The organism is Vagococcus xieshaowenii (genome assembly GCF_004792515.1).
In the GTDB taxonomy this organism is placed as follows: Bacteria; Bacillota; Bacilli; order Lactobacillales; family Vagococcaceae; genus Vagococcus_A; species Vagococcus_A xieshaowenii.
The window spans coordinates 1,510,605-1,533,370 of sequence record NZ_CP038865.1; the positions used below are offsets into that span (position 1 = coordinate 1,510,605).

20 protein-coding genes and 1 pseudogene are annotated in these 22,766 nt (G+C 34.6%); 10 read left to right on the top strand and 11 right to left on the bottom strand.

The window, feature by feature from the left end; translation table 11 throughout:
* Positions 1-159: 159 nt before the first annotated feature.
* Together E4Z98_RS07270 and E4Z98_RS07275 are read right to left on the bottom strand one after the other, a co-directional pair.
* The gene (locus tag E4Z98_RS07270) at positions 160-1,947 is read right to left on the bottom strand and encodes an ABC transporter ATP-binding protein (protein WP_209316307.1); all 1,788 of its coding nucleotides are present in this window, start codon (positions 1,945-1,947) and stop codon (positions 160-162) included.
* Between the two features lie 4 nt (positions 1,948-1,951).
* Positions 1,952-3,709, bottom strand: a complete 1,758-nt coding sequence (locus E4Z98_RS07275) for an ABC transporter ATP-binding protein (protein ID WP_135254506.1) — start codon at positions 3,707-3,709, stop codon at positions 1,952-1,954.
* A gap of 143 nt (positions 3,710-3,852) precedes the next feature.
* Between E4Z98_RS07275 and E4Z98_RS07280 the strand changes: the two are divergent.
* The 3 genes and pseudogenes from E4Z98_RS07280 to E4Z98_RS07290 all read left to right on the top strand — a co-directional run bounded on the left by E4Z98_RS07280 (position 3,853) and on the right by E4Z98_RS07290 (position 6,392).
* Positions 3,853-4,528 (top strand): annotated as a pseudogene (locus tag E4Z98_RS07280) (response regulator transcription factor).
* On the top strand, positions 4,525-5,568 hold the full coding sequence (locus E4Z98_RS07285) for a HAMP domain-containing sensor histidine kinase (RefSeq protein WP_135254504.1): 1,044 nt from the start codon (positions 4,525-4,527) through the stop codon (positions 5,566-5,568). Before E4Z98_RS07280 ends, E4Z98_RS07285 begins: the two are co-directional and overlap by 4 nt.
* A 107-nt stretch (positions 5,569-5,675) precedes the next feature.
* Entirely contained in the window at positions 5,676-6,392 is a 717-nt protein-coding gene (locus E4Z98_RS07290; protein ID WP_135961181.1) for a hypothetical protein, read from the top strand.
* Between the two features lie 32 nt (positions 6,393-6,424).
* On the opposite strand, the gene E4Z98_RS07295 is transcribed toward E4Z98_RS07290, so the two are convergent.
* From E4Z98_RS07295 to E4Z98_RS07325, 7 genes are all read right to left on the bottom strand, one after another.
* Entirely contained in the window at positions 6,425-6,742 is a 318-nt protein-coding gene (locus E4Z98_RS07295) for a hypothetical protein (protein WP_135254502.1), read from the bottom strand.
* 54 nt (positions 6,743-6,796) lie between these two features.
* Entirely contained in the window at positions 6,797-7,486 is a 690-nt protein-coding gene (locus E4Z98_RS07300) for an ABC transporter ATP-binding protein (protein WP_135254501.1), read from the bottom strand.
* Positions 7,486-8,607 (bottom strand): ABC transporter permease, encoded by a 1,122-nt coding sequence (locus E4Z98_RS07305; RefSeq protein WP_135254500.1) that lies wholly within the window; start codon positions 8,605-8,607, stop codon positions 7,486-7,488. The genes E4Z98_RS07300 and E4Z98_RS07305 overlap by 1 nt, the downstream gene beginning before the upstream one ends.
* Before the next feature lie 175 nt (positions 8,608-8,782).
* Positions 8,783-9,334 (bottom strand): TetR/AcrR family transcriptional regulator, encoded by a 552-nt coding sequence (locus E4Z98_RS07310; protein ID WP_135254499.1) that lies wholly within the window; start codon positions 9,332-9,334, stop codon positions 8,783-8,785.
* 80 nt (positions 9,335-9,414) lie between these two features.
* Positions 9,415-10,767, bottom strand: a complete 1,353-nt coding sequence (locus E4Z98_RS07315) for an FAD-dependent oxidoreductase (RefSeq protein WP_135254498.1) — start codon at positions 10,765-10,767, stop codon at positions 9,415-9,417.
* A 256-nt stretch (positions 10,768-11,023) separates the two neighbouring features.
* The gene (locus tag E4Z98_RS07320) at positions 11,024-12,040 is read right to left on the bottom strand and encodes a pirin family protein (protein ID WP_135254497.1); all 1,017 of its coding nucleotides are present in this window, start codon (positions 12,038-12,040) and stop codon (positions 11,024-11,026) included.
* A gap of 118 nt (positions 12,041-12,158) precedes the next feature.
* Entirely contained in the window at positions 12,159-13,475 is a 1,317-nt protein-coding gene (locus E4Z98_RS07325; RefSeq protein ID WP_135254496.1) for an amino acid permease, read from the bottom strand.
* A 299-nt stretch (positions 13,476-13,774) separates the two neighbouring features.
* Between E4Z98_RS07325 and E4Z98_RS07330 the strand changes: the two genes are divergently transcribed.
* Genes E4Z98_RS07330 through E4Z98_RS07340 form a run of 3 tightly spaced genes read left to right on the top strand, consistent with a single transcriptional unit; the run spans position 13,775 to position 16,465 of the window.
* The gene (locus E4Z98_RS07330) at positions 13,775-14,386 is read left to right on the top strand and encodes an MptD family putative ECF transporter S component (RefSeq protein WP_135254495.1); all 612 of its coding nucleotides are present in this window, start codon (positions 13,775-13,777) and stop codon (positions 14,384-14,386) included.
* Positions 14,367-15,062 carry an energy-coupling factor transporter transmembrane component T family protein gene (locus tag E4Z98_RS07335; protein ID WP_135254494.1) on the top strand — a complete coding sequence of 232 codons (696 nt, stop codon included), beginning with the start codon at positions 14,367-14,369 and terminating at the stop codon, positions 15,060-15,062. The genes E4Z98_RS07330 and E4Z98_RS07335 overlap by 20 nt, the downstream gene beginning before the upstream one ends.
* Positions 15,059-16,465, top strand: coding sequence for an ABC transporter ATP-binding protein (locus E4Z98_RS07340; protein ID WP_135254493.1), 1,407 nt, complete (start codon positions 15,059-15,061; stop codon positions 16,463-16,465). The genes E4Z98_RS07335 and E4Z98_RS07340 overlap by 4 nt, the downstream gene beginning before the upstream one ends.
* Before the next feature lie 19 nt (positions 16,466-16,484).
* Here the strand turns inward: E4Z98_RS07340 and E4Z98_RS07345 are convergent, their stop codons facing one another.
* Positions 16,485-17,441 carry a TDT family transporter gene (locus E4Z98_RS07345; RefSeq protein WP_135254492.1) on the bottom strand — a complete coding sequence of 319 codons (957 nt, stop codon included), beginning with the start codon at positions 17,439-17,441 and terminating at the stop codon, positions 16,485-16,487.
* 104 nt (positions 17,442-17,545) lie between these two features.
* Here E4Z98_RS07345 and E4Z98_RS07350 point away from each other — a divergent pair, with 104 nt between their 5' ends.
* Together E4Z98_RS07350 and E4Z98_RS07355 are read left to right on the top strand one after the other, a co-directional pair.
* Entirely contained in the window at positions 17,546-18,358 is an 813-nt protein-coding gene (locus E4Z98_RS07350; protein ID WP_135254491.1) for a LysR family transcriptional regulator, read from the top strand.
* A 117-nt stretch (positions 18,359-18,475) separates the two neighbouring features.
* Entirely contained in the window at positions 18,476-19,318 is an 843-nt protein-coding gene (locus tag E4Z98_RS07355) for a YitT family protein (protein ID WP_135254490.1), read from the top strand.
* 57 nt (positions 19,319-19,375) lie between these two features.
* On the opposite strand, the gene E4Z98_RS07360 is transcribed toward E4Z98_RS07355, so the two are convergent.
* A complete protein-coding gene (locus E4Z98_RS07360; RefSeq protein WP_135254489.1) occupies positions 19,376-20,692 on the bottom strand; it encodes a 6-phospho-beta-glucosidase in 1,317 nt (438 codons plus the stop codon).
* A 217-nt stretch (positions 20,693-20,909) separates the two neighbouring features.
* Between E4Z98_RS07360 and E4Z98_RS07365 the strand changes: the two genes are divergently transcribed.
* Positions 20,910-21,659 (top strand): MurR/RpiR family transcriptional regulator, encoded by a 750-nt coding sequence (locus E4Z98_RS07365; protein WP_135254488.1) that lies wholly within the window; start codon positions 20,910-20,912, stop codon positions 21,657-21,659.
* Between the two features lie 68 nt (positions 21,660-21,727).
* Positions 21,728-22,723, top strand: coding sequence for an alpha/beta hydrolase (locus tag E4Z98_RS07370; protein WP_135254487.1), 996 nt, complete (start codon positions 21,728-21,730; stop codon positions 22,721-22,723).
* The last annotated feature ends 43 nt before the right edge of the window (positions 22,724-22,766 follow it).

A 22,766-nucleotide genomic window follows, 5' to 3' on the forward strand; every position in this document is an offset into this window, starting at 1 on the left:
TTTAGGTCTCACCATTTAATATGTTACCAGAAAATTTCTCTCGAAATTTACTTACTGTTGATAACATCGCATTGATATACTGGTTACTCCCCTAAAGGACGTGTTCAATTAAGTTAACACTAGTGTAACTTATAATAAATAATTTTACAACTATAAAATCTAGTCCATTTCTGTTTCAGTAAATTGACTGTTGTATAATTCTTCATAGAATCCTTTTTGTTCAATCAATTCATCATGATTACCTTGTTCGATAATTTGACCATCTTTCATCACTAAAATCAAGTCAGCATCTTTAATTGTTGATAATCTATGAGCGATTACAAAGGACGTACGGCCCTCCATCAATTTATCCATTGCTTGTTGAATTAAAATTTCAGTACGTGTATCAACTGAACTAGTTGCTTCATCCAAGATTAGCATTGGTGAATCTTTCAACATCGCACGTGCAATTGTGACTAATTGTTTTTGACCAGCTGATAATGACGTATTGTCATCCAGTACCGTATCATAGCCTTTTGATAATGTTTTAATAAAGTGTTCCACCCCAACAGCTTTACACACTTCTTGCATATGTTCTTCTGTTACGCCTTCTTCTGAGTAAATCAAATTCTCACGAATAGTCCCTTCAAACATCCATGTATCTTGTAACACCATACAAAATGCATCATGAATGGCTTTACGAGATAACGTTGACACTGGGTGACCATCGATAGTAATTTCACCTTCATTCACTTCATAGAACTTCATTAACAAGTTAACTAACGTTGATTTACCAGCACCTGTTGGTCCTACAATCGCGATTTTTTGACCTGCATGAACGTTGGCTGAGAAGTCTTTAATAATCATCTTGTCTTCATCATATCCAAATGAAACATGATCAAAGGTTACATCACCTTTAACATTATCCAATTGTTGAATTAAGTGATCTTCATCTCTCATCTCTGTTTCTTCTAGTAAATTAAACACACGATAACTTGCCGCTCCTGTTGACTGTAAACTCGTCATTGATTGGGCAATATTTGATAATGGTTGTGTAAACAAGCGAATATATAACATGAACGCTACGATTACCCCAATAGTAATTTTACCATCAATCACTAATTTAGCTCCCATTACACAGACAGCAACGTAGCCAATATTACCAATGAATCCCATTAAAGGCATCATTAACCCTGATAAAAATTGAGCCATTTGAGCTGAGTTACGTAATTTGTCATTCACTCCAGTAAAAGCTTTAATAAATTCTGGTTGAGCGTTATAAGCTTTGATATTAGTATGTCCGTTGTAATTCTCTTCAATTTGACCATTTAATTCACCTAATAAATTTTGTTGTTTAGCAAAATACCCTTGTGATTTAGAAATAATCGTGATCATGAAAACAAATCCAACTAATGACGCTAAGATACCAACCGTTGCCATTCTCCAATCAGTATAATACATCATCACAATAGCACCTAAAAACTGTGCAATTGCCGCAACTAACGAGCCGATCCCTTGGTTTAATGTTTGAGAAATAGTATCAACGTCATTGGTTACACGAGATAGTGTGTCACCGTAACTTGTTTGATCTAAATACTTCAAGGGTAAACGATTAATTTTACCTGCGATATCACCACGCATCTTCTTAGAAACACGTTGCGTGATCGTTGTCATGATAAACCCTTGTAAATATGATAATACGACACTTGCCACATAAATCATTAACAAGGTCATCGCAATATTTTTTACACTACCTAAGTCTATATCTGACATCATACCTTTAGTAATAATGTCCGTTAATTCACTTAATTTATTGGGCCCGATTAAGGTTAAAATCGCACCACCTACTGCTGCAATTAATGCCACTGCAATAGCTGGCATGTATTGTTTACAGTAATCAATTAGTTTTCCCCACGTATCGGAGAAACTAGCGTCTATTTTTTCAGCGGGTCTGCCGCCACCATGCATTGGTCTAGCCATTAGTTAATTCCTCCTTCGATAATTGTGAGTAGGCTATTTCTTGATATACAGAACAATTTTCCATCAAGTCATCATGTGTTCCCATACCAACGATTTTACCTTCATCTAATACAATGATTTTGTTAGCGTTACGAATAGTTCCAATACGTTGTGCCACGATAAATGTTGTTGCACCACGTCGTTGTGAATCTAACTCTGCTCTTAATTCTTTATCAGTTTTATAATCTAGCGCTGAGAAAGAATCATCAAAAATAAAGATTTCAGGGTTTTTATGAATCGCTCTAGCAATCGCTAAACGTTGTTTTTGTCCACCTGACAGGTTAGAACCACCTTGTTCAATCTTCGCGTTAATTCCGCCCTCCATATTTTCAGCAAATTCTAACCCTTTTGCTGTACGTAAAGCTTCTTCAACACTATTTGGTTCAGTTGACTGACTATCACCAAACGCAACGTTTGATTCAATAGTTCCTGAGAAAATAGTTGCTTTTTGAGAAACATAACCGATTTTATTGTATAAATCTTCTAATTTATATTCTTTGATATTTTTTCCATTGATTAAAATTTCACCTGATGTCACATCATAAAAACGTGCCAATAAGTTAATCAATGTACTCTTACCTGAACCGGTTGAACCAATAAAGGCCACTGTTTCACCTGGTGAAGCAGTAAAGGAAATATCTTCTAATACTTTTTCTTCAGCATCTGGGTATTGGAAGTCTACATGTTTAAATTCTACTTCGCCCATTTCCCAAGGTTGTTGTGTCAACGTACCGTCAATAATTTTAGTTTTTGTATCTAATACTTCATTGATACGACTAGCAGATACCATCGCTCTTGGTAACATAATAAAAATCATTACCAACATCATAAACGACATCACCACTTGCATGGCATAAGAAGAATACACAATCATATCTGAGAATAATTGCATTCTTTCTGGAATTTCTTTTGCAGCATCAATAATGTAGGCACCAATCCAATAAATGGATAAAGACAAACCACTCATGATCAAGGTCATTCCTGGCATCATTAAGGCCATCATACGACCAACAAATAAGTTAGTCTTTGTAACATCTTCATTAGCAACTTCAAACTTATCTTCTTGGTACTTTTCAGCATTGTAAGCACGTACTACGCGTACTCCGGTTAACCCTTCACGCATAACACGGTTAAGATTATCCGTTAATGTTTGGATAATTTTGAATTTTGGTAAAGCAAATACGACAATGCTTCCTACCAACATTAATAAAACAACAACAGCTACTGCCGTTGCAATCGACCATTCACTGTTTTTCCCAGCAATTTTAGTAATTGCCCAGATGGCCATAATTGGTGCTTTGATCATCACTTGCATCCCCATTGCAATAATCATTTGCACTTGACTTGTATCATTGGTTGTACGAGTAATTAAACTAGCAATTGAAAAATGTTGCATTTCTTCCATTGAGAAGGCATTAACCTTTTCAAATACTTCTTGACGAAGACGATGTGCCAAGTTTGTGGCTAATTTAGAAGCAAAATAACCAACAATGACTGCTGATAATAAACTACCTAACGCACAAAAAACCATGTACATTCCTGGTTCTTTAAGGTCTGACATTTTACTTCCTGGTGTTTGCATCACCATAGTAATTTCTGACATATAGTCAGGGAGCTTCAAATCTAACCAAACTTGTACGACAATAAATAATGTCGAGATCAAGGCAATTAAATATTCAGCGGGTTTAAATTTTTTTAATACTTTAAACATGCGAGGCCTCCTTTTCTCTTTTCATAGCTTTTGCATATCCATTACTATACGCCTATAATATTAACTGAATGTAAACTTTATTAACACTATCTAGTTCTTTTAAATTATTTTTATTAATATATGAATAAAGGGAGGAAAATTTAATGAATAGTATCCTAATTGTTGAAGATGATACACAACTGAACAAACTTTTCAGCACCGTTCTAACAAGACATAACTACCATGTATATTCGGCTTATAACGGGGAAGAGGCCTTAGAAATTATTGACAACCAACACATTGATTTAATCATTTCAGATATTATGATGCCCAAAATTGATGGCTATGAATTGATTGAAAGTTTACGAGATGCAAAATATGAAACACCTGTATTAATGATTACCGCAAAAGACTCTTATCAAATGCTTGAAAAAGGCTTTGATATTGGAACCGATGACTATATGGTCAAGCCTATTAACGTTAACGAACTAGTGTTACGTGTGCGTGCTTTACTAAAACGAGCTAAAATAGCCGTTGAAAAAAAAAATAGAATTAGAAAACACCACGCTTGATTATGATTCTCTTACCGTTTTTTTTGACGATCAAGCGGTCGTATTACCTCAAAAAGAATTTCAAATTCTTTACAAATTAGCCTCATATCCAAACAAAATATTTACCCGTCAGCAATTGATGGATGAGTTTTGGGGATTAGAAAGTCATACAGACGAACGTACCATCGATGTTCATGTCAACCGGATTCGTGAACGATTAAAAGAGGTAATGGATTTTCAATTAGTGACCGTTAGAGGACTCGGTTATAAGGTGGTGAAACAATCATGAAAAAACATAAACATTCTTTTTTGTGGATTCATTATACGATCATTACATTTATTATTCTAATGATTACTGCTTTAATCGTAGGCGTTATCGCACTGTTTATGTACCATCAAAAATTAATTGATCCAGCCAAGCAACATCCTTCTCTTCCAATTGTCATTATTTTAGCAATTAGTGTCTTGATTGGTACCATTCTTTCTGCTGGAAGTGCACGAAAAATATTAAAACCCCTAACAGATTTTAATCAAGCTTTAGATAAAGTCGCACGAGGAGATTTTTCCGTTTCATTAACAAAACAGCACCACACCAAAGAAATTAGAGATTTATACAATAACTTTAACAAAATGACCCAAGAGTTAAATAGTATTGAAACCTTACGTGATGATTTTATCGTTAACGTTTCACATGAATTCAAAACCCCTCTCACTGCTATCGAGGGGTACGCAACACTTTTACAAGATGAACACTTAGACGACTACGAACGACAAGATTATACACAAATGATTATTCAAAGTGTTCATCAGTTATCGACACTCACAGGTAATATTCTACAATTATCTAAAATCGAAAATAACTCACTCCCTACTGAAAAGGAATGTTTTCGTATAGATGAACAAATCAGACAAGTCATTGTTTTTTTAGAGCCTGAATGGTCGGCTAAACAAATAGATTTACATTTAGATTTAGCAAAATTGGACTACCTCGGACACAAAACATTGTTAATGCAAGTTTGGACCAACCTCATTAGTAATGCCATTAAGTTTTCTGAAGAACATGATCAAATTTACATCCAATTGACTGAAGAAGACAAACATATCAAAATAGTCATAAAAGACACTGGTATCGGCATGTCAGATATCGTTATTCAAAAAGCATTTGATAAATTCTATCAAGGTGATAGTACACGTCATACATTTGGAAATGGTTTAGGGTTAGCGTTAGTCAAACGGATTGTTGATTTGTCTGGTGGAGATATCATCTTAACGTCAACAGAAACCGTTGGAACAACTTTTACCATCTTATTACCCAAACAGGACGCATAATAACCATTCAAAAATCTCTTTTATTGACACTGTAGTTAGATTTGGTATGCTAAACTAGTAATAATTAAATAACATAAGTATCACTAGATAGAAAGCGAGATAGATGAATGAAAAAGAAATGGTTAGGATATATAAGCTTAGCGTCAATGGTTCTATTACTTATCGGTTGTGCAACAGCTGTTGAAACAAAAACGGAATCTTCTATTAAAGAAACGAGCACGGCGTCTTCTGATACTAAGCCCGTTGCAACTTATCAAGATTTAAATAAAACAAATGATATCAAAAAAGTAATTGCCAGTGTAGAAAACTACGCTACTTCACATAAGGATTACGGCAATATTTCATATGATCCTGAGACATTAAATGATGCCTTAGATGTTAACTTTAAAAACAGCCCTGAATTACCTGATGAGTTACCACGTGTCGTGACACTTGTCATTAGTAAACACGGATGTTCTAACTGTCATCGTCTTGAACCCACATTAGCCGGAGAATTACTGGAAGCAACCGATGGACGTATTAATCGTAGCTTTGGTGACAATTTCCATCAAACAATGTGGTTTGAAGTACAAAATGATGGTCAATTGCCTGATTGGTTATCGGCTTTCATTGTTAACAGTGGCTATACGTTAGATAAAATAGCTGTTCCTAGCATGATGCACATGATTTATTTAAAAGATCAAACAACAGGGGATTATCGTTGGATGCGTTTTGATCAAGAAGAAACGACCATTACTGATGAAACGTTATTCGACCGTGCTAATTTAGTTTATGACACTTATTTTGAAGCATTGCCTCATTTATACGAAGACGCATTTAACTAATAAAAAACCATTGTGGCTAATGCCACAATGGTTTATTTTTTTGCTGTTTCAAATTTAGTCATTAATTCTGATAAGGTTTGATCAATTTGTTCGCTCGTCTGAGCATTACGTGTCAGAACGATTGGCGGTGTGACATCCATATCGATTAATTTAGTGGCGATGTACTCCGATCCGTGATTTTCTAATGTGATTTGTGGATGAACATTATTTGATCCGCATGCACATGGGACTAAAAAAGCCACCTCATAACTTGCTTCATCACTTTGACGGAAACGATAGTACCCATCAACAAAAAATTCACTCGTTTCAGAAAAATTTTCTTTTAACCAATTAATTTGAGATTGTTTCATTTAGATACGCCTCCTTTTGATAGTATTATAACAAAATAAGACGTATTAAACAGCTTAGTGTGCAAGTTTTGTTAATAATTGACCGTCATTCATATAATAAACACGATCACAAAAAGCCAACATGCGTTCATCATGTGTCACCATAATTGCGGCTTTATTACGATTTTTAGTTTCTTTTCTTAGTAATTCAACTACTTCATAAGCTTTTTTAGAATCTAAGCTCGCCGTTGGTTCGTCAGCCAAAATTAATTCTGGGTCATTCATTAATGCGCGTCCAATAGCGACACGTTGCTTTTGACCACCTGATAATTCATGCGGTAATTTATGAAATTGATTGTCTAAACCTAATTCCGTTAATAATTCAGTTGCTAATCCTTGTGCTTCTTTGGCTTTCTTACCCTTCATACGATTAACAACTAATAATTGATCTAAGACCGTTAAATAAGGGACTAAATTAGACGATTGTAAAATAAATCCTATTTTATCTAATCGTAATGTGGATAGTTGCTTAGCACTTAAGCTTGTTAGGCTTTGTCCAGCAATTTTAACATCTCCACTAGTTGGTTGTAATAATGCCCCTGCGATAGATAAAAAGGTACTTTTACCTGAACCAGAAGGGCCTACTAGTGCTACTAATTCACCCGGTTGAACTGAAATAGACACATTATCTAAAGCGACTACTTTTTCTTGATTATCTTCTTGATATATTTTACTTACGTTGATTAGTTCTAATGATTTTGACATTATTCCACTCTCCCCAATGCGATTAAAGGATCCACTTTGACAATTTGTCTAACAGAAAATAGCGTACTAATTAAGCTAATCGCAAATAATAATAAGCCGTATAAAAGAACTGTTTTATTATCTAAAGCAAACGGCATGCCTTCTGGTAAAATAGCTGCAATACCATATGTTGCTAGTGCACCTAAAATAATACCAATTAACGTAATAATTGTTACTTGTCCAATAACCATTTTTGAAATAAAGCCATTACTTGCGCCAATTGCTTTCATTACACCAAATTGTGGGATTTTTTGCATCGTTAAAACATAGAAGAAAACGCCGATAATGACTGCCGAAATAGCCACTAAAAAGGCAAGCATCAACATAATAGTACCATTTTCTTCCTTATAACCTGGCATGGATGCCACCGCTTCTTTTCTTGTAGCTACTTGTAAATCAGATAGTTCTTTAGATAGCTTGTCAGCGTTAAATGTCTCATTTGTTTTTAACACTACAGTATTCACTGGGTTTTTCTTGCCATCGTCTGAACCCGGTGCAGCGTAACGCATTTCTTGCCATGTAGCTAGTGGTAACCAAACAGTAGGTAAGTGGTTAAAGGTATTTTTTTCCACAAAACCGACAATATTGAAGTGCGTATCAGAACCAGAAATTTTTATTTCATCGCCTAATTTGTAGCCTTCGTTTTTAATTAAATCATCTACAATCACATCATTAGGCTTAGCCTTATCTAAGGCTACTCCTTCAATCACTTTAGGTTCAATAAAAGAGGCATCGGTAACACCTACAACAGTAATATCTACTTTCTTATCACTACCTTTTGTTTCATTCGTTGCTGAAGACATGTGAGAACCCATCAATGTTGCTTCTTCAACACCTGGTATGGCTTTAATTTTCACTAAATCGTCTCCTGAAAAAGTTGATTTAGTAAATTTATTCTCAGAATCTTTGGCAAATACCAAGTGATCCCCATTTAAATTTTGAATAGCTGCCGCGTTTAAAGCGTTCAATCCATTCCCTAAACCTGTTAATAGAAAGACTAACCAAGTGATTAATAAAACGATCAACGTGATCATTGTGTACTTTCCTTTATTGCGTTTAATCTCATTCCACGCTAAATACATTGATTTCCTCCTTAAAATAATAAAAGTTACTATAACGTAACTTTTATTATAATGAAGAGATTAATTAATGTCTATTTATTTGTTTTTTATCCGCTCTATCTCTCACGCTAATTAAATTAGGTCAAAATAAAAAAGTAATAGACGTAAGTCAATTTATGACTCACTATCTATTACTCTAACGTTTTCCTACCCCATTCATTAATAGCTGTTTTACTATCTCTATTTCTTCACAGCTGTCTCTATCTTCCACCATATGGATAGCGTTCATAAAAAAATTAACGATCCACTCATTTGGAATATTTCTCTCAAATACTTGTTGTTCTTTTCCTTCATCAATTAATTGGTCTAAATAATGTTTAAACTGTTCGTGGGCTTTTTTTAATTTAAGCATTTTTTCTGGAAATTGTCGACGTGTGTCATAGTCAATTCGGTATACACTTTCTAACAAACGATGAACATCTGCAAAAGCTAAAAATTTTCTTAACAAAATATCTAAACTATCCGTTGGTTGATTTCCGGCAATCTCAGGTAAATCTTCTAAAAAAACAGTCATCTCTGCTTCCATCATACTTAAAATCAATTCGTCTTTTGTTTGGAAGTGTTTATAAAGAGCAGGACGTGTAACGTCTAAATTTTGCGATAATTTAGCAAACGTTAAATAATCATACCCACCAATTAACAACAGCTCACGTGAAGCTCTATAGATATCTTCATCTGTTATTTTCATTTATAGCTCTCCCTTTTCTTTTCTCCCATTTTAACGCAAAAAAAGCCTATTTGGCAAACAAACCAAATAAGCTTTTTCAACTATTTTTTAGTATGCAATTGTTTCATAGCTTCTTGAGCCAATAAGTTCAAGTAATTCCATGGACGATCAAAATGAGGTTGGAAGAAGAAATCTTGTAAGGCTAAATCTTCAACCGTCATTTTATTTTGAACCACTACAGATAATGTATTAGCTGATTGTGTAATATCATATTTAGACATCAATTGACCACCTAAGATAACATGCGTGTCTTTATCATATACTAATTGCATATACACTTTCTCCGTGGAAGGCATAAACTCTGGGCGATAATTATCTTCAAACCAAACAGACCCAGCATTAATATCTGCTTGTAAAGCATTGCCTAATGTCATACCCGTTGAGCCGATTGTCCAACCAAATAAATATAAGCCTGATGTCCCTTGTGTCCCACGATATGCTAACGTGTCACCTGCAAGATTAGCGCCAACCAACATCCCCTGTCTAACCGCATTCGTTGCTAAAGGAATATAATTCTCTGTATCCGTTGGGTTATATTTAACCACTGCACTATCCCCTGCTGCAAAAATATCCGGATTACTAGTCTTCATGAATTGATCCACAACGATTGCACCATTTGGTAACATCTCAACCTTATCTTTTAACAATTCTGTTTGTGGTCGGAAACCAACACATAAAATTGCCAAATCCGCCTCATAGGCCCCTTCATTGGTTTTTACTGCTGTTAATTGCCCTTGCTCGCCTGCCACAAATTCTGAAACTGTTTCATTCAACGCAACCTTTACGCCTTTTTCACGTAAGAAATCTTCTAAAATATCTGTATGCCCCGCATCTAAATATTTATTTAAAATACGATCTAATCCATCAACCAATGTTACTTCTTTTCCTGAATCTACAAAAGCTTCCACAAGTTCAATCCCAATATACCCCCCACCAACAACGACGACTTTTTGTGCGTTATCAGCTTTGGCGATGATTTCTTTAGCTTGATTGTAGTTTTTACATAGTAAGACATTGTCCAATTCACGTCCTGGAATTGGCGGTGTGATTGGCCATGAACCAGTTGTCATTACTAATTTATCATAAGCCGTTTCCGATACCTCTCCAGTAGTTAAATCTTTTGATGTGACAACTTTTTGTTCTACATCAATCGCTGTTACTTCATGCTCCATGTGAAGTTTGGCACCTAAAGAAGCTAATTCTTCCGGACTTGAATAAAATAAATCTTGAGCGTTCTTCACAACACCCCCAACATATAATGCGATACCGCACGATAGAAACGAAACATTGTCATTACGTTCAAAAACGGTAACATCTGCCTCTGAATTATTTGCTAAAATATTTTTGACTGCTGCTGTTCCTGCATGAGTACAGCCCACTACTACTACTTTCATTTGTTTACCACCTTAAATTTATTAATTGAATTCCCCCAAATGTAATTGAAATCCCCCAACGAGCTTGACTATAACAAAATAAAAAAAACGATTCATCGATGATGCTTGCTCATTTAGCAGAAAAAATAGACTTTAGTTGATGATTTTCTTCACAAGCGGATAAATTTAATTTAACTCTTCCTATATAAATGCAAATAAAAAAAGTTTGTGTAATAAAAATCACAAACTTTTTTTATTTTTATTAAATTACCACCCTTTATTGTGTAGGAGGCATCATTTTTTCTTGTCCATGGTTATTAACTGAAAATCTTCCTTCATCGGTAGGAATAATCGGTGCATCACTTTCCCACGGCCAACCACCAAATTCTGTACGCTCAAAATCATTATATGCTTGAACGACTTCTTCACGTGTTGTCATAACAAATGGCCCATAAGCAAATACTTCTTCGTCAATAGTTTTGCCCGTAAACACCATGAAGTCAAGATTCTCTGTTACTGTAAAATCGACATCACTATCTGATGTATAAACCAATAAGGATGGGGCAGTAATTTTATTACCATCCACGCTTACTTCACCAGAACGGATGAATAATTGAACCGGCACTTCTTCTGGGAATTGTGGAATAGTTAAGGTTTTGCCTTGTGCCAATTGTCCTTCCCAAATATTAACGTAGTGGTTTTCATCATGTCCGTATGACACCTCACTTGGTTTTGGTGCACTCGCATCCAAATATGAACCAGCTAAAACTTTTAAATAATTCTCACTTGGTTTTTCTTTATCCAATACCACAATTGGTAACTCTTCTCTCCAGTGCATCTCGTAAGCACCTTCAACCATTTTCATTTTAGCCGGTAAATTAAGCCAAATTTGGACAATTTCAAAAGGATTCGGTTGATCTGTATTTACTAACGGGAACATTTCAGCATGTTGCATTCCCTTACCAGCTACCATCCACTGCACATCACCGTCTCCATAACGACCATAATTACCGTGAGAATCAAAATGATCAATATAGCCTGTTTTGGCATAGGTAATTGTTTGAAATCCTCGATGTGGATGAGCAGGGAAACCTGGTACATAATCACCATGGTACATTTTCCATCCTCTTGTAGAACTAAAATCATTTCCTTTTTCCCAATCAATTGGAAATTCAATAGGTGCCATCTCCCCATTACCTTTTGGATAAGCATCTACATGATGTGCTGCCAAAATAAAGGGATTTTGTACGGGAATTCTTGCCCCTTCTACTGGATATACGTTGCCTTTGATCATTTTATAACCCTCCTGTTTTAACTAACTTAAAGTAAGTCTAAACTATTAAATGTTATTTAATCAAATTTAACGCTCATTTAAATATAGAAAAAGATCGCACAAAGGCGATCTTTCTAAACTACTTACGATTCAACTGATAACGAACTAAAATGATGACATATAGCGCCGTTGTAAATAACGTAATCGCCCAAGGATTTGTGATAATAACTGATACTAATAATCCCAATAATACGATAATCACAATACCGGTCATCCATTGTTTATTGCGTTGTTTTAAACCAGTAAACAATTTAAAACTTGCTAAGGTAATTAATAACCAAACAACTACCATTGAATAGGAAATTGAGCTGACTAAATAATTAAACAAATTATCCCCAACGATCATTGATAATACAACACCTGCATACAAAATACTTGAGCAGAAAAGAACCGCACGTTGTGGAACATTTTGTTTGTTTAGTTGTGCTAATTTACGACTAATACCTGTTTGATCTTTCAAACGGAAATAAAGCGTTCGTGATGTGGCATAAACCCCTGAATTAATCGACGAGAATAAGGCCAAGATGATCACAAAATTAACAACGTCTCCTGCAAATGGAACCTTCATTTTTTCAAAAACTAAGACAAAAGGACTTTCAGGACTACTTGCCAATGTTTCCCATGGATAGATAATCAGTAAGAATAATAACGGCAAGATATAAAATGATACAATTCTTCCCATAACCCCTTTAATTGCCTGCGGAATTGCTTGTTTAGGATTTTCTGTTTCACTTACCGTAATAGCAAGCATCTCAGAACCTGCATATGAATAAATTACGACTAACATTGAACTTAGAATTCCTTTAAACCCAGTTGGAACAAAGCCACCATTATTCGTTAGATTACTAAATGCTGATTGGAAACCGACATCAAATACTTGACCGACCACTAAAATAACGGCTAGTACAATTAATACAATAATTACCGAAATTTTTGCAACAGCTAACCAATACTCTGTTTCAGCAAAGACTCTTACTGAATATAAATTAATCATGGTTGTTAATAACGCGATAATTAAAACAAATACCCATGTTGAGATGCTTGGAAACCACAATTGTAAAAAGCTTGAAGCAGCTACTGCTTCCGCAATAATATTGACCATCCAAACAATCCAGTAGGTCCAATCAATAAAATCACCCGTACGATCACCTAGATATGGTTTTAAAATACCCGATAAGCCACCTTCGCCTGTTTGATTATGAACCACCATCTGTCCCAAACCATACATGACAACAAATAAAAGCAAGCCCCCTAGTAAGTAACTAATTAATACAGCCGGACCTGCAATTCCGATGGCTTCTCCACTACCTTTAAATAGCCCTGCACCTATCGCCCCACCAAGTGCTAACATCGTAATATGTTTGGTAGACATTTTATTTTCTAATTTTTTCTCCATTGTATTCCCCCTTAAATATTACGTTATTTTAACAAAATTAAGGAAGCATAGCAAACATGTTAAAAACACAGCCAGTTACCGATCCATTTTTAAATATACGTTGATAAATCAAGGTTTATGGAACATATTTAAGAGATTTAGACTAATAACACGTTAATATAGTCCTATTTTTCAAAAAAAATTACATTTTTCTTCACACTTTTTTCTTAATTTAAACACTTTTAATCTATAAAAAAAATATATTTATGTTAAACTACAGATTGTGCAGTATTTATTTTGTTAAAGGAGAACTATCTATAATGAAATCATTTAAAATTCAAGATTTAATTTCTGTCGGTATTTATGCCGCCATTTACTATTTATTAATGGCGATTGCTGTGTTTGCTTTACATATGGGATTTGGGATTTTCAGTTATATGTTTATTCCTAGTGGTACAGCCTTAGTTGCTGGGATTGTCTATTTGTTAATGACACATCGCATTCCAAAATTTGGTGCCATCACTATTTTAGGTCTGGTCAATGCCGCCTTCTTTATGTTTTCTGGCTACTTTGCCTTATCATTCATCCCTAGTATCGTCTGTGGTATCCTAGCTGATGTTATTCAACATAAGACCAACTTACCTGAAAAAATTCGTACTCTTCTAGGCTACACTATTTTTAATTTCAGTTTAACGGGCCCTATCTTACCTATGTGGTTCATGCAAGATGCTTACAAAGAAGCTTTAGCAAGTAAGGGGAAAGATGCTAGTTACATCACAGAAATTTTAAAACCTGTAAATAACATGACCTTCGCACTAATTATTTTATCAATTATTGTATGTAGTATTATCGGACTATGGATTGCTAATAACATTTATCAAAAACATTTTGCCAAAACAAAAGGACAAACAAATGAGAACATTATCCGTTAAATTTGACCCCAGAAGTAAGCTAGTGACTGTTTTGTTCGCTAGCTTGCTTTTGATGTTTCGCTTTAGTTTAATTATTGAACTGGCCTTTATGACCCTACTTTTTCTCTTATTTATTCTTGAAGGTAGCTGGCAAAGAGGTCTTTTTTACTATTTAAGCTGTTTATCTATTCTGTGGCTCAGTGATTGGTTACTAAACTATATTAATCATCCTTTTATCACCTTTATTTCATTTGGTGTTATTGTGTTGAGACGTTTTTTCCCAACTATCATGGCTGCAGGATTTGCTGCTAACAAAACCAAAACGAGCCAGTGGATTGCAACATTAAAAAAATGGCACTTTCCCTTCTCAATTATTGTACCGCTTGCTGTATTATTTAGGTTTTTCCCAACCTTTTCACAAGATATAAAACATCTTGTAAATGCTATGCGCTTTAGAGGGATCATTCATTCATTTTGGGATTTAATCAGGCACCCTTTTAGAACTATCGAATATCTAGTAGTTCCTTTGTTGATGTCAACTGAAAACATCTCACTTGATTTATCTGCGGCTTCTCTTACCCGAGGTTTAGGAAATCCTGAAAAACAAACAAGCATCTATGCTATTCGCTTTGCATGGTATGACTATTTCCTTTGTTTTATTATTATTCTATTAGGAATTGGAGGGTTCATTCTATGATAAAAAGTCAACAGTTAGCTGTTTCTATGAATGATACACCTATTATAAAAGACCTAACAATCGATATTCCTGATGGTGAATGTGTCGTTATTACCGGCCCTAGTGGTAGTGGAAAATCAACGCTAATTAATTTATTAGCCGGATTAATTCCTGAATTATATAATGGGCAAATTAGTGGAAATTTAACGGTTAATAACCAAACCGTTCCACCTCATCACTTTTATGATTATGTGAAAGATTTGGGGATTGTTTTTCAAAATCCTAAAACACAGTTTTTTACAGGTGATGTCTACTCTGAGCTTGCCTTTCCAATGGAAAATTACGGGATAAATAGGGAAGAAATGCTAGAAAGATTAGCGCGTAAAACAAATGACTTACTATTAACCCCTTTTATTAACAGAAGCATGCTTAACTTGTCTGGTGGAGAAAAACAATTGATTGCGTTTGCTTCTAGTAGTATGATGCCTCATCGTTTATTTTTATTAGATGAACCTTCTAGCAATTTAGACAAACAAACACAAGAGAAATTATTGCGTGCCTTACAACAAATGAAACAAGAGGGCGTGACAATTATAATTGCCGAGCATCGGTTAGATTATCTATTGCCTCTTGCTGATCGCTTCATCTTAATGGATAACGGAACAATCAAACAAACGCTATCAACCCCTGAGCTTGATAAACTGTCGAATGCAGAGCTACACAAATTAGGGCTGCGTGCCATTCACCCTGTCACGAACCAGACCAAACTAGTTAAGCAACAAGAAACATCCGGGCAAGATAACATTCTTAACTTAACTAATATTAGCTATCGCTATCATCAACAAGCTACTACAACATTGACTATCCCTTCTTTGTCATTATCCAATCGTGAGATTATTGGTATTGTGGGGCATAATGGTGCCGGTAAATCAACCTTTTCAAAAATTTTAACCGGCTTAATAAAGCCTAAAACAGGAACGATTACTTTAAATGGAAAAAAACTTTCTAAAAAAGACTTAATCAATAAAAGTTTTCTCGTTATGCAAGATGTCAACTTACAACTTTTCTTTGAAACGGTGGAAAAAGAACTAACATTGACACCAGTAGACGGGCATTTATTTGATAAAGTTGTGGATAAACTAAATTTAGGACACTTATTAACAAGACATCCACAGACACTGTCTGGCGGTGAAAAACAACGTGTTGCCATTGCCAGCGCATTATTATCCGGAAAAGAATTAATCATTTTTGATGAACCAACTAGTGGCTTAGATTACCAACACATGAAAGAATTTAGTGAAACACTACATTGGCTTAGAGAGGCAGGGGTCTTTGTTTTAGTCATTAGCCATGACCAAGAAATGATAGCTCAAACATGCGATAGTTGTTTATCTTTTCATCAAGGAACTATTCAAACTCAATAAAAAGAGCAATTATTACTCACTACGGGGTAATAGTTGCTCTTTTTATTTGCTTAATAATAAATACTAGATACAAAATGAAAACACATGAAACTACTACTAAACAAATCACTTGCTCTAGATAACCAATCGTTTTGGCTAATTGATAAATAGGCGTGTTTATTAAATATTTTTCTGTGAATTTTACTGCAGCGGTTGCTGAAATGACTAATGGAAATGTATAGGCCGCGTAGCTTGGATAAAAAGTTGAGCGATAATGACGGACTGACAAAACTAGCACCATAACATATAATAATTGAGAAACAATCACTAATAAATATACCCAAACATTAGATTCATTACCTGATAGAGAGAGATACCCAACTAGACATAACGAACCTGGTGCTGCCAAAATCGTTAGTAGCGGTAGTTGCTCTTGTGTAAATTCCTTGATATAAAAAATTCTTATTAACATTACTGGTAATAGCACCACATAACAACTAATCGCCAATATAAAACTTATTTGCGCGATCTGTGGATAAAATGTCATCCCTGTCGTTGCAGCAACTCCTATCCCAACAAAAACGATGAACCAACTGGGCAATACTTTCTTAAAAAGAAAGGGTTCTTTCAAAATAAAACGATAACAGAAATAAAGTAACCAGCCATAATGGAACAAGCAACAAACTAACCATAATCCTTTCAACAAGGCGTGAGGAATTTCTGGCATATATTTCCCCCACTGATTAATTAAAATCATACTAGCCATAGCTATCGTTGGAAAAACAGAGGCTACCACTGGATTAGCCAAGCTTTCTCTTACTTCAGAAAATAGCCATAAAATTTTCAGATACATTAACAAACAGCCAATTGTTGCAATAATAAAAAAGAAGATACCCATCACATTTAATGGTCCATCTATTAATAATAGACTAAGTGATGACATCCCTAATAGTAATCCACCCATTGGAATTGGAAGACTTCTTAATAAATTTTTCATAACGTCACTTCCTTACCATTGAAGTATAGTCGCCTTTGTATTATTATAAAAGAAAATATTATTGATAATAATTATTAACTTTATTAATAATAAGGAGGTTCGTTATGTTTACATGGATCGAAACATTTCTATCAGTTTACGAAACAAGAAGCTTTACGAAATCAGCTGACTTACTATTTATTTCACAACCTTCTGTTTCTGTTCATATCAAGAAATTAGAACAGCACATGAACGTACCACTCTTTATACGTGGTGGTAATCATCAATTAGTCCCTACTGAACATGCAGACTTTCTTTATCCAAAACTTCAATTAATTAAAGATGATTGGCAAGACCTAGTACGCGACGCTAAAGAGTTACCTATGATAAAAAAGGACGTCACCCTTGCACTTTCTAATACTAATGCCTTAAAAATCATTCCTAAAATTTTACCTGCTCTATTATTGAACTTTCCTATGATTAATTTTCAATTAATTGAAACAAATTCAAACAATGTCTTAACTATGCTTGAACAGCATCAAGCTGATATTGGATTAATCGAAGATGACTTGATTCACCCACAACTTAATCGTGAGGTGTTTTATCAAGATGATTTGGTATTATGTGGCGATAAAAACGCACCTTATTGGTTAATAAGAGAACAAGCTTCTGGAACCTATCACTATCAAGATAGCTACTTAAAAAAACATAACCTTCAACCAAATTTTATCAAAGTAAATAGCAACGAGATGATTGTAGAACTTCTATCTGAAGGAATCGGTCAAACTATTATCTCTAATCTTTTGATAAACAACCACGACAATATTCCTATTCAACAAATCATCACTACACGTCATTTATCTATTGCTTGGCGTAAAAGTAATCAAGACGAAGATGTCCTGTCTATCATTCAACAAATAAAAAATAACTTTGCTTAACAACAACTAATTTTTAATTTTTTCATTAAATAACAATTAAACAAACAGTAATCACAAGTAATATAATGTATAATAAAAATTAGAGTCTCAAAAAATAAATTTGAAAAGGATGAGTAGATGGTAAAACAAATTAAAAGAGTAGGTTTGATTTTAATCAGTGCACTAATTTTAGCAGCCAGTGTTAACTTATTTATGAGCCCACATCATGTAGCAGCAGGGGGAGCTAGTGGTTTGGGGGTTATCATAGAATATGCTCTCAATATTGACCGTTCAATTACAGTATTAATCTTTAATGTTATTGTATTAGTACTTGCAGCACTCTTTTTAGGAAAAGAATACTTTTTTAATACATTAATTGGGGCGATTGCCTTTCCTTTGTTTTTAGGTCTACTACCTGAATACATGGTAGTTAGTGATCGGTTCTTATCAATTATTATTGGAAGTATTGGTTGGGCAATTGGTGTATCTATTTTGTATAATATTCAAGCATCAATTGGGGGAACGACTATCCCACCACTTATTTTAGAAAAATACTTCCATATCAGTCCATCTATCGGCTTATTAGTCTCAGACGCGATTGTCGTCTGTTTAAGTCTTTATATCTTTGGGGTTGAATCATTTTTCTTTGCTCTTATTTCAATTGCTATCACGTCAGTAGTTATGACGTATTTAGAAACTGGTATGAACCGTAAAAAAGCCATTATTATTGTGACGAGTATGGAGCCAAGTGAATTCAGACAAAAAATGGATGCCATTACTGTTCAAACACTTGTCATGTTTACTGTTCAATCAGGTGAAGAAAACAAACAAGATACTATGAAATTAATTGTCGCTTCGGATAAAGAATATCCAGCCTTAAAACAAGCGATTAATCAAATTGATCCACAAGCCTTTGTGATGGCTTATAATGTCTCAGAAGTTAGTGATTTAGGATTAACCTATCACCCGAGTGACATTTAATAACAAAAAGCAGCATGACAAAATTTGTCGTGCTGCTTTTTTATTAAGCTATCCTAACTAATGAAACGCTGGTAGATAAGCTTTGTGAGCTTCAAGCATCTCATCCATCACTTGTTTTGCTACATCTCCACTTGTTATTAATGGATTCATCGTAAAGGCTTGTAATAAGGTACCTCTATCCCCTGTTACGGCAGCCTCTAAGGTCAATTCTTCCATAGATTTCATCACTTGTAATAAACCACGTTGTTTTGGACTAAAATGACCAAAGTTAAATGGTACTGGTCCATTTCCAGTCATCATACATGTCACTTCAACCGCTGCTTCGTCAGGTAAATCTTTGATAGTTCCATTATTACGAGTACTAACGGTCATGACTTTACGTGTATCATTATAAATAGAGTTAATTACTTCACAGGCCGCTTCTGAATAACGAGCTCCACCACGTTCTGCTAATTGCTGTGGCTTATAATCTAAGTTAGGGTCTTTGTATAATTCAAACAATTCATGCTCAATTTGTTTCACTTTTTCAGCACGAGTACCGTTCTCTTTGAAATCCTCTAATTCTTCGGCTAACATTTTATCGGTGTAGTAGTAATAGTTGTGATATGGACAAGGAATCATCTCTAGATTTTCCACTTGTTCATAAATCAAGCTGTTGTCTTTAATATTAGCGACAATTGATTGATTTTCATCATTGCCGTACATTTTCTTAATTAATTCTTTGGTACGATCGACGCCATTTTTATCCACTGCTGTATGCCAATGTAAATGATTGATACCCGCAAAGTGGAAAAAGACATCACCTAATGATTCTCCTAATAATTCAGTTTCTTGATATACTGCATTGACTGGAATATTACATAAACCAATGACTTTATCCCATTTACCATAACGTAAAACAGCTTCTGTCACCATACCTGCTGGATTAGTAAAATTCACCAACCAAGCATCTGGACATAATTCTTTCATATCTTCCACAATTTCTAAAATCACAGGAACGGTTCTTAGTGCTTTAAAAATACCACCGGCACCATTTGTTTCTTGTCCAATCATGCCATGGCTTAATGGAATACGCTCATCCAAGATACGTGCGTCTAACAAGCCTACACGCATTTGTGTCGTAACAAAGTCAGCGTCTTTTAAGGCTTCACGACGATTTAACGTCAAGTAAACCTCAATTGGCAATCCAGCTGCTTTCACCATACGTCTTGCCATTTCACCAACTATTTCTAACTTTTCTTTACCCGCTTCAACATCAACCAACCATAATTCGCTAACAGGTAATTGCTCATAGCGATTAATAAACCCTTCGACTAATTCCGGTGTATAACTAGAGCCACCACCAATTGTTACGATTTTTAATTTTTTACCCATTTGATTACCTCCTAGATGTTCTCTTCTACCTACTTCTACTATACACCCGAAAAGCAAAAAATAAACCGGTTACAACCATTTATTGACAAATTACTTCTGAAGTAATTTGTTACAATAAAAAAACAATATGTCACACCTGTGTTGTCCTTTATTTGACCTTCATTCATGCCTATTTTATAATAAATAGAATCGTACTATTTTAAAGGGAGGTAACAAGATGTTATTTTTATCTCATCAAGTAGAACTTAATCAACTAGAAATAGATATTTATCACTATATTACACAAAATTTAGACAAAGTCATCTATATGCGTATTCGTGATTTAGCTGATGCTACTCATGTTAGCACCACAACCATTTTACGTTTTTGCAAAAAATTTGGTTGTCAAGGTTTTAGTGACTTCAAATTAAAATTACAAATGTATGTGACTGAACAAAAAAACCGTAATGAGGAAATTGAGTTGGTTGACGAACTTCCTTATATAGAATTTCTAAAAAGAACGAATACAATTGATTTTCAACAGCCTATCGAAGAATCTGCTAACATTTTAACAGATGCTGATTTAATTTTATGTGTTGGCGTTGGAACGTCTGGTGTGATGGCTAGCTATGCGTCTATTTTATTTAGTTCACTCTTCAACCTTGCACTGCCAATAACAGATCCAATGAATATTCCTTTAGATAATATTTCCTCACAATTGAATAAAAAAATCTGTTTATTTGTTATTTCAGTTTCTGGAGAAAATCGTGACATCATTGATTATATCAATCAAATGAAACTAACCAATGCAACGGTTGTTTCCATTACTAATAGTGGCAACTCGACTATTTCTAAGTTATCAACAGTTAATATTCCTTACTATACCAACACTGAGATGTATAAGAACACAAATATCACCTCACAGTTACCCGTTACTTATATTATTGAAATGATTGGACGTTACGCTAATCATTTAACACAAATTTAATTTGAACATTTCATAAACAAGTGTTATGCTATACGCTTAATTAAACTAATCACATTAAGGAGTTTTTTATGATCCGTAATCTTTTCAAATGGCTACTTATCCCTGTCGTTATTTTAGTCATTATTTTTTCGAGATATTCTTTGAATATTTCTGTAGCGGCCATTCAATTTATTTTTTCTTTAACACCCGAAGTAACTGATACTAAACGTTTTGAAGAGGTAAAATCACGTCTTATCACAAAAAAAGATCTTACCTATACCTCTTCTTTAGCTAATAACACTGCAGATATCTATTACCCAAAAAAAGAAGGGAACTATCCTGTTGTTTTTTGGGTTCACGGTGGTGCATATGTCGCAAGTAGTAAAGAAAGTGTTGAAGAATATGCAAGTAACTTAGCAGATAGTGCACAAGTTGCCGTTATCAGTATGAATTATCAATTGGCTCCAGATTCACCTTATCCTGGACAATTAATTCAAACGAGTGAAATGGCTGAGTATTTTATCGAACACGCTGAAGAATTTCCTATGTTAGATTTTAGTCAATTATTCTTTGCAGGAGATTCTGCTGGCGCTCAAATTGCTGCTCAATACTTAGTGACTCAGACAAATCTTGAGTATGGTAAACAACTAGGGATTAAACCTTTGTTGACACCCGAACAATTAAAAGGTGCCTTACTTTTTTGTGGACCTTATGAAATTAGTCAGTTAAGAGATACAACTGACAAATCATTCTTCGCTAAATTTTTATACCAAACAGTTGCACAAGCTTTAATTGGTAAAAAAGACTGGCAGAATGAACCACAAGTGGAGGAAGCGGCAATCTCTCAACATGTTACCGCAGACTTCCCTCCTAGCTTCATCACAGATGGTAATCTAATGACTTTTACAGATCAAGGTAAATCACTAGTCAATCGACTAAATGAGTTAGGCGTTGAAACACGTTCATTATTCTTTGAGGACAAGCCTAAGCTTGGACATGAATATCAATTTGATTTTACAACAGATGAAGCACTTGAAGCCTTTGATGATGTCTTATCATTTATTCAACAACATCGCCATGAATAACCAAACAAGGAGCTGTGACAAAAGTTAGTCACAGCTCCTTGTC

Coding starts and splice junctions, on each gene's coding strand:
- E4Z98_RS07270 (WP_209316307.1), bottom strand. CDS start 1,947: ATGCATGGTGGCGGCAGACCCGCTGAAAAAATAGACGCTAGTTTCTCC.
- E4Z98_RS07275 (WP_135254506.1), bottom strand. CDS start 3,709: ATGTTTAAAGTATTAAAAAAATTTAAACCCGCTGAATATTTAATTGCC.
- E4Z98_RS07285 (WP_135254504.1), top strand. CDS start 4,525: ATGAAAAAACATAAACATTCTTTTTTGTGGATTCATTATACGATCATT.
- E4Z98_RS07290 (WP_135961181.1), top strand. CDS start 5,676: ATGAAAAAGAAATGGTTAGGATATATAAGCTTAGCGTCAATGGTTCTA.
- E4Z98_RS07295 (WP_135254502.1), bottom strand. CDS start 6,742: ATGAAACAATCTCAAATTAATTGGTTAAAAGAAAATTTTTCTGAAACG.
- E4Z98_RS07300 (WP_135254501.1), bottom strand. CDS start 7,486: ATGTCAAAATCATTAGAACTAATCAACGTAAGTAAAATATATCAAGAA.
- E4Z98_RS07305 (WP_135254500.1), bottom strand. CDS start 8,607: ATGTATTTAGCGTGGAATGAGATTAAACGCAATAAAGGAAAGTACACA.
- E4Z98_RS07310 (WP_135254499.1), bottom strand. CDS start 9,334: ATGAAAATAACAGATGAAGATATCTATAGAGCTTCACGTGAGCTGTTG.
- E4Z98_RS07315 (WP_135254498.1), bottom strand. CDS start 10,767: ATGAAAGTAGTAGTAGTGGGCTGTACTCATGCAGGAACAGCAGCAGTC.
- E4Z98_RS07320 (WP_135254497.1), bottom strand. CDS start 12,040: ATGATCAAAGGCAACGTATATCCAGTAGAAGGGGCAAGAATTCCCGTA.
- E4Z98_RS07325 (WP_135254496.1), bottom strand. CDS start 13,475: ATGGAGAAAAAATTAGAAAATAAAATGTCTACCAAACATATTACGATG.
- E4Z98_RS07330 (WP_135254495.1), top strand. CDS start 13,775: ATGAAATCATTTAAAATTCAAGATTTAATTTCTGTCGGTATTTATGCC.
- E4Z98_RS07335 (WP_135254494.1), top strand. CDS start 14,367: ATGAGAACATTATCCGTTAAATTTGACCCCAGAAGTAAGCTAGTGACT.
- E4Z98_RS07340 (WP_135254493.1), top strand. CDS start 15,059: ATGATAAAAAGTCAACAGTTAGCTGTTTCTATGAATGATACACCTATT.
- E4Z98_RS07345 (WP_135254492.1), bottom strand. CDS start 17,441: ATGAAAAATTTATTAAGAAGTCTTCCAATTCCAATGGGTGGATTACTA.
- E4Z98_RS07350 (WP_135254491.1), top strand. CDS start 17,546: ATGTTTACATGGATCGAAACATTTCTATCAGTTTACGAAACAAGAAGC.
- E4Z98_RS07355 (WP_135254490.1), top strand. CDS start 18,476: ATGGTAAAACAAATTAAAAGAGTAGGTTTGATTTTAATCAGTGCACTA.
- E4Z98_RS07360 (WP_135254489.1), bottom strand. CDS start 20,692: ATGGGTAAAAAATTAAAAATCGTAACAATTGGTGGTGGCTCTAGTTAT.
- E4Z98_RS07365 (WP_135254488.1), top strand. CDS start 20,910: ATGTTATTTTTATCTCATCAAGTAGAACTTAATCAACTAGAAATAGAT.
- E4Z98_RS07370 (WP_135254487.1), top strand. CDS start 21,728: ATGATCCGTAATCTTTTCAAATGGCTACTTATCCCTGTCGTTATTTTA.